General features: G+C 30.4%; 12 protein-coding genes. All 12 read right to left on the bottom strand.

The window, feature by feature from the left end:
- Positions 1-2: 2 nt before the first annotated feature.
- Complete coding sequence (locus ASC72_RS20660; RefSeq protein WP_056195355.1) at positions 3-611, bottom strand: CatB-related O-acetyltransferase; 609 nt, start codon at positions 609-611, stop codon at positions 3-5.
- Positions 612-637: 26 nt separating this feature from the next.
- On the bottom strand, positions 638-1,870 hold the full coding sequence (locus tag ASC72_RS20655; RefSeq protein WP_131725841.1) for an oligosaccharide repeat unit polymerase: 1,233 nt from the start codon (positions 1,868-1,870) through the stop codon (positions 638-640).
- Positions 1,867-3,087 carry a lipopolysaccharide biosynthesis protein gene (locus ASC72_RS20650; RefSeq protein WP_056195349.1) on the bottom strand — a complete coding sequence of 407 codons (1,221 nt, stop codon included), beginning with the start codon at positions 3,085-3,087 and terminating at the stop codon, positions 1,867-1,869. Before ASC72_RS20650 ends, ASC72_RS20655 begins: the two co-directional genes overlap by 4 nt.
- Complete coding sequence (locus ASC72_RS20645; RefSeq protein ID WP_056195345.1) at positions 3,074-3,778, bottom strand: CatB-related O-acetyltransferase; 705 nt, start codon at positions 3,776-3,778, stop codon at positions 3,074-3,076. The genes ASC72_RS20650 and ASC72_RS20645 overlap by 14 nt, the downstream gene beginning before the upstream one ends.
- Positions 3,779-3,783: 5 nt before the next feature.
- Positions 3,784-5,064: a nucleotide sugar dehydrogenase gene (locus ASC72_RS20640; RefSeq protein WP_056195893.1), complete on the bottom strand. Its 1,281-nt coding sequence runs from the start codon at positions 5,062-5,064 to the stop codon at positions 3,784-3,786.
- The gene (locus tag ASC72_RS20635) at positions 5,051-6,130 is read right to left on the bottom strand and encodes a Wzz/FepE/Etk N-terminal domain-containing protein (protein ID WP_056195342.1); all 1,080 of its coding nucleotides are present in this window, start codon (positions 6,128-6,130) and stop codon (positions 5,051-5,053) included. The genes ASC72_RS20640 and ASC72_RS20635 overlap by 14 nt, the downstream gene beginning before the upstream one ends.
- Before the next feature lie 8 nt (positions 6,131-6,138).
- The gene (locus ASC72_RS20630; RefSeq protein WP_056195339.1) at positions 6,139-8,577 is read right to left on the bottom strand and encodes an SLBB domain-containing protein; all 2,439 of its coding nucleotides are present in this window, start codon (positions 8,575-8,577) and stop codon (positions 6,139-6,141) included.
- A 34-nt stretch (positions 8,578-8,611) separates the two neighbouring features.
- Entirely contained in the window at positions 8,612-9,658 is a 1,047-nt protein-coding gene (gene rfbB, locus ASC72_RS20625; RefSeq protein ID WP_056195337.1) for a dTDP-glucose 4,6-dehydratase, read from the bottom strand.
- A 4-nt stretch (positions 9,659-9,662) separates the two neighbouring features.
- Positions 9,663-10,670 carry a mannose-1-phosphate guanylyltransferase gene (locus tag ASC72_RS20620; protein WP_056195336.1) on the bottom strand — a complete coding sequence of 336 codons (1,008 nt, stop codon included), beginning with the start codon at positions 10,668-10,670 and terminating at the stop codon, positions 9,663-9,665.
- Between the two features lie 29 nt (positions 10,671-10,699).
- Positions 10,700-11,989 carry a nucleotide sugar dehydrogenase gene (locus tag ASC72_RS20615; RefSeq protein WP_056195333.1) on the bottom strand — a complete coding sequence of 430 codons (1,290 nt, stop codon included), beginning with the start codon at positions 11,987-11,989 and terminating at the stop codon, positions 10,700-10,702.
- 295 nt (positions 11,990-12,284) lie between these two features.
- Complete coding sequence (locus ASC72_RS20610) at positions 12,285-12,749, bottom strand: UpxY family transcription antiterminator (protein WP_056195330.1); 465 nt, start codon at positions 12,747-12,749, stop codon at positions 12,285-12,287.
- 81 nt (positions 12,750-12,830) lie between these two features.
- Positions 12,831-14,222, bottom strand: coding sequence for a UDP-glucose 6-dehydrogenase (locus ASC72_RS20605; protein ID WP_056195327.1), 1,392 nt, complete (start codon positions 14,220-14,222; stop codon positions 12,831-12,833).
- Between the last annotated feature and the right edge of the window lie 9 nt (positions 14,223-14,231).

Here is a 14,231-nt window from a genome sequence, read left to right as displayed (position 1 = left end):
TATTATATTTTTTTTATTAATTCTTCAGGGGAGTTAAAATCAACAGCCAAACTTACTATTTTGTCATCATCTAATTCCCACCAAGTTGTTTCTAATAGCTTATCAATAGTTTCAACTGGAAATCTGTATCTGATTAATCTTGCAGGATTTCCTCCAAAAATTGAATAAGGCGGAATATCTTTAGTTACAACACTACCCATACCCACGATACTTCCCGTACCAATTACAACACCTTGTTTTACCAAAACATTTTGCCCTATCCACACATCACTCCCAATAATTGTTCTCTTGACATCAGAAAAAGCATGTTTCGAAAATTTTTTCTTTATACTATCATTGACATCATAAAATACAGAAGAAGTAGAAACCCAGTCAATAGGATGCATACTATCCCCAATACAAACATTACTTGCTATTGAGCAAAAAGACCCAATATCAGTATTTACAAATTTACAATCATAACCGCTTGAAGAATACTTACCTATAGAACAATTTACTATAGTAGATCCAGCCTCAATCTTAGATGTTTTATGTATTTGACTATTCAAGATTGAACTACCCCTAATCTTTTTAAAAAATTTTGACCAAAAATAAAAGATTTTAGTTAACATAATAATATTTATTAAGATCTATTGATTTATTCAGATTTAAAAAACAAATAGTAAATGTTCAAAAACAAAAAACCTCCACTAAGTATCGAAGTAAAAAGTCCAACATTTAAAACTATAAAACTAAAAGGAACTATCATTATTCCAAAAATCAGTTTATTTCCTTCTTTTACTTGTGTTTTAGTAAAAGAAAAATATAATCCTAATAAAACTGATACAATTAATACACCTACTAAACCAAAACTAGCTAAACCATCTGTTGCGAGAAAATTAGCATTAGAATTTACATCAGAATCTGCTCCATAATAAGAACTAACAACAAATCCAAGTGCCTTATCATATGGATAATTTCTTGAAAAAAAATTAACAATATTAACATGCGAAAAATAAGTTAAGTCATTCTTCTTAAAAAACTCATTATACTGAAAAGTTAAAAGACCAGCTATCCCAAATGTTCTCATTAATATTACGGAAGAAATCATAAGAAAATCTTTTGATATAGATAGTACGAATAAAATAATTCCTGTAAAACTATATGATAAAAATGAAAATATAGAATATCCCTTATTATATATAAAAAATATTCCAATTATCAAAAAAGGTATAAATAAAGAAATCTTGCTTCCACCAATTCCATAAATAAACACTACAGATAAGACACCAAAAATAGTAACAAAGATATTCTTCTTTATTAACCCATTAGCCAAAAGAAGTGGCCCGAAAAAATATGTAATCCATAAAGTTAAATATCCAAAAAAAACAGAATCCTGTTGAGAATCACTTCTTTGTTTATAAACATCATCAAAACTTACAATTTTATACGAATTCCGATACTGAAACAGTAACAGTGCAATAAATATTAAACATATATAAATAAGATATCTAAATTTTAAAGGTTTAATTTTTTGAAAATACAATCCAATAAATTTAATTTTAGGAATATAAAACATTAATATAAATCCTAGTACAAAAAAAGATTGATTATATATAATTTCTAGGGTGTTTTCATAACTATTTAAAAACGTAATAATTATCGGTATATATAATAAGAAGTAAAATATTGAAAATGCTATATCCAAAAACAAAATTTTCTTTGGTTTTACAACTAAGGGTAATAATAAAAAAATACATGTAGTAAAGACATCAAAAAATGTAAATTTATTGGATATATAACCCATGTAATCAAAATTTTCAACCAAATAGTTTACATGAACATATTGATAACAAAGCGAAAAAAGCATTACAGGAAATATATATTTCAAGATATTTTACTTTTAGATATTGACATATAATAAAATTTAAAACAAGTATAACAAGCAAAAAGAGAGAAAATTATAGACAATAAAATTAAAAAGTGGTAAAAAGAAAAATTTAAAATATATGTAAACATATAAGTTATCGCTGTTATTATTACTTGGATAATATTATATCTAAGTAGTGTTTTATTTTCTCCCAATACCATTGCAATATTACTTAGCGGCACATAAAAAAACTGAGCTACACAGTAAAATAACAAAAATAAAGATGTAGTTTCTAATCCTTTCCATTTACTTATATTAATAAATAAACTTAAATTATTGATTATCAAAACAAGTGCTATATAACAAAATACAGCGGCGAAAACGAGTAGTTTAATAGCTTTAACCACCTCTATATGAAATTGTAAAAAATTATTATCAAAATATAATTTAGATAATTTTGCTCTTAACAAACCAGATGTCACCGCGCCAATTACTATTGTAGGCAAAAGTAGCACTCGTAACGAAAATGAAAAAACACCTACTTCTTTATCACTAAATATCAGCGAAAGCAAAATTGGATGAAAATAGGTAAGCAATATAGTCGCAATAGATCCTGGAAGAATAAATTTTGGATACTCAATATTATTCTTAAATAATACTTTCAACTTTTGAATTGAAAAAAAAGTAACTTTAAATCCTGAAAATCTAAGAATTACAAAAAAAACAAATATTGCAATTATATTTGTATAAACATTAGACTTAATTAATAAAGCTTCACCTTTAAAAACGTAGAGAATAAATAAGAAGTTAAACAACGACAAAATAATAGATAACAATCCATTATATATATGGTTTTCGCGATACAAGAATACTTGTTGCATAATTCCTGTTAGTGATACACAAATTGTAAAAAAAAACAATAGCAAAATATTTTCTCCATTACCTAAATCTAAAAATGGTAAAGAAATACTAACCATTAATAAATTCATAATAAAACTTACAAAAATTGAAAAATTAAATTTTTCATAAACTTGTGTCAAACTACTTGATATGGCGATGGATAATTCAAATTTTAAAGTCGCAATTGAGCCTATTATTGAACCTACAGAAGTAAATACACTGAATCTACCAAACTGTTCGGGACTTATATTTTTAATTATAAAAATTGCGGTAATTAAAGAAATTGCTTGACCAATCATATTTCCTAAGAAATAAAAAGAACTTTTAAAATTTATCATCTACATTTTCACTAAAAAATTCTTTATTCTTATTCATGGTTTCAAAATCCCAAGTCCACCATCTCATGTTTTCCAATCTTGTTATTGTTTCTGGTGAAAACCTCATTTTAATTCTGACAGCTGGATTTCCTCCCACAATTGAATATGGTTCAACATTTTTAGTTACTATAGAACCTGCTCCAACTATTGCTCCCCTTCCAATCTTAACTCCAGATAAAATAACACTGTTCGATCCAACCCAAACATCCTCACCAATTTGAATATCTCCTTTAGATAAAGTAAATATTGGCTTAGATTTAAGCCCAAAATAATTATTCAAAATATTGTATGTGGTAGGTAAATTATAGTTATGATAAAATTCTTGAATAATAACATTTGATGCTATTGACGAAAAAGAACCAATGGTTACTTTATTAACCTCTGCACAAATTCTTGTAGAGGGTCCACTCACACTTACATACTTATTTAAAACAACATTTCCAAATATTTCAGGGTTATTAAAAAAAGAACATCCTTCATTGATTTCTACTCCCCTACCAATTATTACGTTTCTTAAATTTATCTTTTTATCTTTTGACTTAAGTAATTTAATAAATATATCCGGTGATAATCTAATATTATAAGATGCATTAAACTTTTTATAGGAGTTTAAAAAAATAGAAAAAAAAATATTTGCTATAACTTTTAACATACAATCTATAATCTTCCGTCAATAATATCACGATCCAAACACGCTTTGGTATCAAAAAGCACAGTACTATAACTATTTTTTATTTTTTTAAAATCAAAAGCTAAAAATTCGTCATGACTTACTGCCAATATAATTGCATCATACTGTTCATTTATTTTTTTGACCAATTGAATATTATACTCGTCTTTAACTTCTATACTATCAGCATGAGGATCATAAACATCGACATTTAAACCGAATTGTTTCAATTCATTATAAATATCAATTACCCTGGAATTTCTAATATCAGGACAATTCTCTTTAAATGTTACGCCTAAAATTAATGCCTTAGACCCCTGAATTTTCTGACCTTTATTTATCATTAATTTAATAACCTTATTAGCAACAAACATTCCCATGTTATCATTTACTCGTCGACCTGATAAAATAACTTGAGGATGATAACCCAGCGACTCAGCTTTGTGAGCTAAATAATAAGGGTCAACACCTATACAATGTCCTCCTACTAAGCCAGGTTTATATTTTAAAAAATTCCATTTTGTTCCAGCGGCTTCGATTACATCATTAGTATCAATTCCAATTCTATCAAAAATTAATGCTAATTCATTTACAAAAGAAATATTTACATCACGTTGAGCGTTTTCAATAGCTTTACTAGCTTCTGCGACCTTTATACTAGGAGCTTTATGAGTACCAGCTTCAATAATACTACGATAAAGTTGATCAACTTCCTCAGCAATTTCTGGAGTGGAGCCCGAAGTAACCTTTTTGATCTTAGTCAGAGTATTTATCTTGTCTCCAGGATTAATACGTTCAGGTGAATACCCACAATAAAAATCTTCATTGAATTTCAAATTACTAAATCTTTCTAATACCGGAACACAATCTTCTTCTGTACAACCAGGATAAACAGTAGATTCATAAATTATAATATCATTCTTTTTTAGTATTTTACCTAACATTTCAGATGCCTTTAACAAAGGTGTCAAATCTGGAGCTTTAAATTGATTAATTGGTGTAGGTACAGTAACAATAAAAACATTATACTCATTTAACAAATTTATATCTGAAGAAAATACAATACCTTCATTTTCATCTTTTTTTTGCAACAATTTTTTCAATGCCTCAATATCGGCTTCTTTCGTTCGATCTTCTCCACTAGAAAGTTCATCAATTCGATCTTGATTGATATCAAATCCTAATACAGAGTATTTTTTCGCAAATTCTAATGCTAATGGTAATCCTACATAGCCCAAGCCAATAATGGCAATCTTATATTTTCTCACGAAGCGTAATTTTAAAAAATGATTTAATAATAAAAAATAATATCGATAAAAATCCAAATAAAAGAGTTCCTGTGAACATTCCTTCTATTTTACCAAGTTTTTCTTTCCTTAAAGGCAAAATAGGTCGATCGATTACTTGAATTAAAGGTGTTTCTTTTCGTAGAGTTACTTTTGCCAGCTCTGATTGTTTAACAAGTTCTGTTAAAACGGCTGTATTGGCCTGAACATCTACCTGTCTTCTCGCAGAAGGCGCCCTACGAACATTAAATGCAGGATTCAAATTAAAAGTATTATCATTTGCTACTGCCACTCCCATAATAGCCCCATTTAATTCACCACGAACGGAATCAACCTGATGCTTTAAAATTTCCATATTCATTCGAGCTTTTTTGCTTTTAGTATCCACATAGAATTTACCTACCTGTCTGGCAAGTGCTTCACAAAAGTAAAGAGAGAACAATTCACTATTAGAAGCCATATCCATAGTTATAATAGAAATTTTTTTGTCTTTTTGAGCGACAGACAAAGAATTTTTAGACAAATCCTGATAAATTTCTCCTAATATACTATCATGAACTCTAGTAAAACCCTTACGTTTACTGTCAGGTAAAAATTTTATGTCTTTTAATTTAGGCTTATTACTCCATTTATCTCGCCACTCATTATTTTCAATGTACATTTCAGCCAATGATATCTCTTTTCCATTTACCGTAACTGGCGTTAATAAGGTTTTCTCCACCATGGTACGCGATTTAAACAACTCTGTTAAATTAGAGCTGGTAAAAATACTACCACCGCCAGTTCCCAGATCTATACCGAAAGTACTCGCTAACCCTAGAGCTCCCCCCAATCCTCCACCAGATTTCTCATCTTCTAATGCAAATGTTAATGTTGCCGTATAAACAGGTTTTTTTATAAAAGAATATCCTAATCCTAAAACTGCCCCTATTATTCCAGCCAAGACAATAATTTTCCATTGGTTAAATAAGTATTTACAATATTCTTTTATTTTGTGGATTAATTCTTTTAATGAAATTTCATCGTTCTCAATAATATTCTTTTCCATTTAAAAATTTATTTAAAAGCAGTAACAATTAGCAAAGCTAAACTAGAAATAACACTCCCTATTCCAACCCATTCACCAGTACTCATTTTTCTTTTTTCAGGTTTTTCAGGTACAACGATTTGAGAATCCGGTGTTACTTTAGGATAAGATCTAAAAAACAAGAACGACCCTGTTACTGAGGCTTTACCATTAGGGTAAATTATATACGATTTTCTCTTCCACCCTTTATTATCAACACCACCAACTGCATTTATGTAATATTTAAATCCTTTACCGCTTCTATATGGAATTTCAGAAGTTAACAAAACATTTCCAGTCACTTTTACTCCTTCATTATAAATAGCCACTTCAATTTCATCTCCTGGAAATAAAGTTACATTTGAATAATGACTTTTATTTTTTACAATTTCTTCCCAGTTAACAGGTATTGTAGCATATTTTAAATCCTCTTTTAACTTTTTGGTTAATTTTTCTTTTAATGTATCATTTTTTGATAAATTCAAGTCAATGCTTTCAAGTTGATCAATTTGTTCCTGCTTAATTGGTCTTTTAATTTTCATCCCGTCTAAATTAGCTATTGACGTTAACCCTCCAGCTCGCATGACCACATTATAAACCGATTCTTTTTTATTAGCCAAAACATATTTACCAGGATATCCTACAGCACCACTTACAATAACCATTTGGGGCTTTTCGTAAACTGCCATTCTTCGGATATTAATTACATCAAAAGGTTTAAGTACAAAGTTTTTAATTTGCTCGTTGTTATCAGCTGTAATTTCAAGTTCAATTAATTCAATACGTTTCGGATCAGCATCATCTATTACATCCGATTTTGTCATTCTTGCAATTTCAACTCTTTTAGAAGCTGAACCTGTCAAGCCACCAACCTGAACGACTAAATCATTCAAAGTTAAATTATCAAAATATTCATATACACCGGGATTTTTAACTTCTCCATCAATTGTCACTTTATATTCCTCTCTGAAATCTAAAATTGAATAAACGGTTACAATATCTTCTCTTTTTAATTCTATATCCGCATTTAGATCACCAGATAGTGCTGCACTTAAATCTACATTTACAATTTCAGTAGTCAAATCGGTTTTTAAACGAATAATTCTTGCTCTTTTTGTGTAAGCATCTTCCTTTAAACCTTCGGCCCGGGTGATAAGATCTAAAATTCGCATTCCTTCACTATAAGAATAATAATCCGGTCTAAAAATTGCTCCTTCTATTTTAATTCGGTTTTCAAATCGATTTAAAATTTTAGTAACCCTAAATACATCTCCTGACTGCGGCAAATACGAATTATACTCACTTTCATTTATATCGTGAACCTTAAACTCCTTACCTGTTTTTTGTACAACATTTACCGAAGCAGTATAGGCAAATTCATTAAAGCCAGAGGCAAAATTCAATAAATCAGAGAATTTCTCTCCTTTCTTCATTTCAAAAATTCCCGGTCGCTTTACTTCTCCTTCAACGGTCACTCGCTGGCTGTACGCCGGAATTCGGATTACATCGTTTTCTTTTAAGCTAACATTATCAGATTGATCACCTTTTACTAAAAATCTATAGATGTCAATATTTTTATAAACTTTATTGTTTCGAATCAATTCTATATTTCTGTAACTACCATTTTTTCCTGGTCCCCCAGCCAAATGCAAGGCATTATAAACTGTCGCTAATGAAGAAATTGAATAATTACCAGGCTGCTTACCGCCTACTATCGTTACTTTTATAGTTCTTATTTGACTTAAACTAATACTAACTTGAGACTGTCCTGAACGAACTGTGCTATAAACTTTTGCAATAGCAGTTTTTATCTTGTTAGAAGCGGCCTCTATTGACATTCCCGATACTTCGATTTGTCCAACATAATCAATAGTAATTTTCCCCTCGACGCTTACCGGTATAGCTGCATCAAATTGCTGAGCACCATATATGCTAACCTGTAATTCATCACCAGGGCCAAGAATGTAATTCATTGGAGTAGCTAATTTTAAATCAGGTTCAAAGTTCAAGGTTGGATTATCAAATAATTCTGAACCAAAAATTAATGCATTTGTGGAATCTTTTACTTTTTCATTTTTTATTTTTTCTTCCTTTCTTCCGAACCCAGAATCTTTTTGTTCTATTTTTGGCTTGCTACTTTTATTACTCGTAGAATTCTTGCCATTTTTCTTCTCGTATTCATTAAGTTTAACCTTAAGTTTATTGAATTCTGTCTGGCTCATTCCTTTTGATAAGGCCATTGGTTCAACTTGATCAATAGTCGCATTATTACTCTTTAATTGAGTGCTAATATTTGCCAAATCATCATCTGAAAGATAGTCAACCTGTATAGCACTCAAATCCTTAGATTTAAGTATATCTTGCGCATTAATATTAAGTGACATTAATAGTACCACGCAAAGAATAAGAGCGTATATTATTTTTTTCATATATGATTTTTTTAAATGTTGTTTTATACTCTGTCTATGAGTATTGTTTTTGGTAATATTCTTTATAAGCTCCAGAGGTTACGTTTTGCAGCCATTCTTCATTATTTAGATACCAATTTATAGTTTTCTCTAGTCCGTCTTCAAAAGTAACAGATGGTTTCCAACCCAACTCTTTATTAATCTTTGAAGCATCTATTGCATATCTTAGATCATGACCGGGACGATCTTTAACGTAGGTAATCAACCCTTCAGAAGTTCTTGGATCTCTTCCTAATTTTTGATCCATAATTTGACAAAGTAATTTTACTAAATCAATATTTTTCCATTCATTAAAACCCCCAATATTATAAGTTTCATGATTTTTTCCTTCATGGAAAACTAAATCTATAGCAATTGCATGATCTTCGACAAATAGCCAATCACGTGTATAATTTCCATCTCCATATACCGGTAATGGCTTATTATTAATAATGTTATTGATAAACAGGGGAATCAATTTTTCAGGAAAATGATACGAACCATAATTATTAGAACAATTTGTCAAAACATAAGGTAAACCATACGTTTCACCATAGGCTCTTACGAAATGATCTGAACTTGCCTTAGAAGCTGAATACGGTGAATTAGGATCATATGAGGTCGTTTCTGTAAAAAATCCTTCAGTACCTAGTGAGCCATATACTTCATCTGTACTAATATGATAGAATCTTTTATCCTCAAAGTTATCTTTCCATTGATTTTTTGCTGCATTTAGCAAATTCATAGTTCCAATAACATTCGTTTTCACAAATGCTAATGGATCTTCAATCGAGCGATCTACATGGGACTCGGCAGCTAAATGTAAAACACCATCAAAATTATGTAATGAAAAAAGCTCATTTATAAACGCTTCATCAACAATATCACCTTTTACAAAAGTATAATTAGGTTCATTTTCAATATCCTTTATATTTTCAAGATTCCCAGCATAAGTCAAGGCGTCTAAATTAAATATACTATATTCAGGATATTTATTTACAAAACGTCTTACTACATGAGATCCAATAAAACCAGCTCCGCCAGTTATAAGAATTTTTTTCATTCTATTAATTTAAAAGGTCAGAATTTTGTTTTTCTAATTCATTGTAAATATCCTTTACATCTTGTGAATTTTCTTTTTGCAAAATTAAATTGGCTGTATCAGTATAAACAAAAATAGTATTTTTCAACCCTAGAAATGTTGTATGCTTCTCACTTCCTATAACCATATTACCGTTTTTATCGATAGGATGACCATTTGACACCAAGTAATCATATACCGATTCAAATGAGCCTAAATCTGACCAGGAAAATGATGCGGGAACTACTTTAATTTTTTTACTACGTTCCATTACAGCGTAATCAACACTTATTGATGGGATTTCTAATGAAAGATTTAAATCTAAGAAACCATCTTTACTCGATTCCCAAACGGCCCTTGATTTTTCATAGACGTCTGGTTGAAATTGTTTTAGTTCTTCGAGGAGAATACCCGCTTTAAAGCAAAACATTCCACTATTCCATAAAAAGTTTCCTTTTGCAATGAATTCTTTTGCCGTCGTTTCATTAGGTTTTTCACGAAAAGAAATCACTTTATCTCCTTTTGATTCGATATAACCATAACCCGTTTCTGGTTTGGTGGGAATAATTCCAAAAGTCACTATGTAACCATCTTTTGCTTTCGAAATTGCTTCCTTAATTGCTTTGTTGTAATTTTCCATATGATCAATAATATGATCGGATGGGGTTACAATTAATATATCGTCAGGATTTGATGCAAATGCTGCAAAAGCAATAGCTGCTGCTGTATTTCTTGGTGTCGCTTCAACGATATTAACATAAGTAGTATTTGTTTTATTCATTACTTTACCACTTAAATGATGATTATCTACATTTCCTACCACCATTACTTTATTTGCTAAATGACTATTACGATCAACTGTCATTTCAAATAAGGATTTATTTTCAAATATTTCTAAATATTGTTTAGGTTGGCTTTTGCGAGAAAGGGGCCATAATCTGCTGCCTACCCCTCCAGTTAAAATAACATGTATAATTGAGTTATTTGTTTCCATATTTTCTTAATAAAAAAGAAATTTAACTACTATAATCTATTGTCAGCTATAGTACCCAAAATTCCTTTTACATCATATAATAAACTATTTGGTTTTAGTAATTCAGCAAAATTTAATTCTAAAAATTCTGCGTGAGATACACCTAAAACAATTGCGTCAAATTTATTATTTGGAATACTGTTATTTGTTATTAAATTATATTCTTTTTTTACATCATTTGCATTAGCAAGAGGATCAAATATTACTACTGAAATTCCATATTCAGTTAGCGCTTTAACAACATCTACAATTTTTGTGTTTCTTACATCGGGACAATTCTCTTTAAAAGTAATTCCAAGCATTAGTAGCTCAGCTCCATTAACAGAAATTCCTTTTTTGATCATCAACTTTACCACCTGCGATGCGACGTATTCGCCCATACTGTCATTTAAACGTCGTCCTGCCAAAATTATTTCAGGATGATAGCCAAATTCTTGTGCTCTTTGTGCTAAATAATAGGGATCTACACCAATACAATGTCCACCAACTAAACCAGGCTTAAAAGGTAAAAAATTCCATTTTGTAGATGCCGCCTTTAAAACTTCCTGTGTATCAATATTCATTAGATTGAATATTTTTGCTAATTCATTTACAAAAGCAATATTGATATCTCGTTGCGAATTTTCGATTACTTTTGCTGCTTCAGCGATTTTTATTGTTGGAGCTAGATAGGTCCCCGCTGTAATTACCGATTTATAAAGTTCGTCAACTTTTAAGCCAATTTCAGAAGTTGATCCTGAAGTAACCTTAAGTATTTTTTCAACTGTATGTTCTTTGTCTCCCGGATTTATTCTTTCAGGTGAATAACCTGCGAAGAAATCTACATTAAATTTTAATCCTGAAATTCTTTCTAATACGGGAACACATTGCTCTTCTGTAACACCAGGATAAACTGTTGATTCATAAATTACAATATCACCTTTCTTTAGCACTTTACCAACTGATTCGCTTGACTTATACAATGGTGTTAAATCTGGACGATTATTTTTGTCAACCGGGGTAGGAACTGTAATTATAAAATAATTGCAATTAGCAATATCATCTAAAGAACTAGTACAATATAGACCTTTTTCATCATTGGCATCATAAACCAAAACTTTTTGCAAAGTAGTGTCATCAATTTCTAATGTTGTATCTGTTCCAGTTTTTAAAGTAGTTATTCTTGATTCGCTAACATCGAAACCAACAACTGAATATTTTGTAGCAAATAACCTGGCTAAAGGTAAACCAACATAACCCAAGCCAATCACAGCTATTTTTATTTTTTGTTCCAATTTCATTACTTTTTTATATTTGCTTCATTACAATTCATGGCTTCGCCGTTCTGAGTCACATAATTTGACAGAGACACCCTAAAAAAAATTCATTTTCGGCAAATATAACATAATAAGTCAATTTAATCAATACGGTTTCCCGTAATAGGCCAAAAACAAACAATTAAAAAAAATAAAATTGTACCAACCTACTATCAGTCAGGTTATAAAATATTTTACTACAAAAAAATAAAAAACAAACTTCATATAAGCGAAATTTTACTTAGAGTTTTAAAATATCAACCATCAGATTATCGAAATCTTAATTGTATTTTATTTTCAAAACACATCCTAAGGATTCCAAAACCAAAATATAATACGTTTTTGATATTTCCTGAACAATTGCATCCTGGTTACTAAACGCACCCGAATCTAATTTTATTCTGTCACCCACCTGAATTGACGACACAGAAATATCAGCTATGTTCGAGGCATTAAGATTTTTCTTTATAATATTAATTTCTTCATCTCGCACAATGGCAGGTTTCCCTAACCAAAATAAATAACGAACTACCCCTGGAACTGCAAAAACAGTATTTCGATCAGCATCCGGTAATTGAACAAATACATAAGAATTAAAAAGCGGCACTTCAACCTTTTTTTTCCTGTCAGACCATTGCTTGATCTGTGTAATTAAAGGACAATAACATTCAATTCCTGTTTGCACAAGTTTCTCCGCTACTTTTTTCTCCCATTTGGGCTTTGTATAAACTACATACCAATTCATAATTTCTTTATTGAAATAAAATACTCAAACCAACATCTCCTATTATTTCTATTAACTTTTACTTCAACATATTTTTATACTTTACGAACCTATTCCTTTATAAATAAATCCAATTGATTCCACTTCTTTGGCGTCTAATATATTTCTTCCATCAAAAAGAAATGCAGGTTTATGCATAGAATCGTAAATTTTATGCCAATCGTAGGTTGTAAATTCATCCCACTCTGTTAAAATGGCGATAGCATGTGCTCCTTTAGAGGCCTCATAAGCATTATCAAATATCGTCAATGCATTACTATTTTCTTCAACTGATCTGGTTTGTAAGTAATCTAAATCACTCAACATTTTATTTCTCGAAACCTTCGGGTCATAAACAGATATTTTAGCCTGCTCATTGATTAAATCATCAGCCACATAAATAGCTGCGGACTCTCGAGTATCGTTAGTGTCTTTTTTGAAAGCCCATCCTAAAAACGTAATTTTCTTATCAGCGACTGTATTATATAATGTTTGAACTATTTTATTTGAAAATCTTCTTTTTTGATGATCATTCATTATAATAACCTGTTCCCAATAATCTGCTACTTCATTTAATCCATATGACTTTGCAATATAAACCAAATTCAGAATATCTTTTTGAAAGCAAGAACCTCCAAAACCTACCGAAGCTTTTAGAAATTTTGGCCCTATTCTGCTATCCATTCCAATTGCTTTTGCAACTTCATTCACGTCGGCACCCGTTTTTTCACATAATTCTGACATTGCATTTATTGACGAAATTCGTTGTGCTAAAAATGCATTCGCAGTTAATTTTGATAACTCTGAAGACCAAACATTTGTGGTCAAAATTTTATCTTTATCTACCCAGTTTGCGTAAACATCAACTAAAGCATTAATTGCTACTTCTCCTTCCGGAGTTGTATCACCACCAATTAAAATTCTATCCGGATTTAATAAATCTGTTACCGCTGTTCCTTCCGCTAAAAACTCAGGATTTGATAATATTTGGAATTGAACCCCATTTCCTGTATTATCTAAAATGCTCTTAATTGCTTCGGCTGTTCGAACAGGCAAAGTAGATTTCTCCACTACAATTTTATTGTGCTTAGCCACTTTTGCAATCTGTCTGGCGCACAATTCAATATATTTCAAATCGGCTGCCATGCCTTTTCCTTTTCCATAAGTTTTGGTTGGCGTATTTACTGAGATAAAAATCACCTGAGCTTCATCAATTGCTTTATCTACTTCTGTCGAAAAGAAAAGATTTCTACCTCTTGCCTCTGCGACAATTTGGGAAAGACCTGGCTCATAAATTGGAATATTATCCGTATTTGGATCGTTCCAATCTTTAATTCTTTGTTCGTTCAAATCAACAACAGTGACTTGAATATGTGGGCATTTTTGAGCAATTACTGCCATTGTTGGACCTCCAACATAACCTGCACCAATGCAACAAATTTTTGTAATTTTCATTTATCTTAT

This window comes from Flavobacterium sp. Root420 (assembly GCF_001427905.1).
In the GTDB taxonomy this organism is placed as follows: domain Bacteria; phylum Bacteroidota; class Bacteroidia; order Flavobacteriales; family Flavobacteriaceae; genus Flavobacterium.
This window is presented reverse-complemented; position numbering and strand designations above follow the sequence as displayed.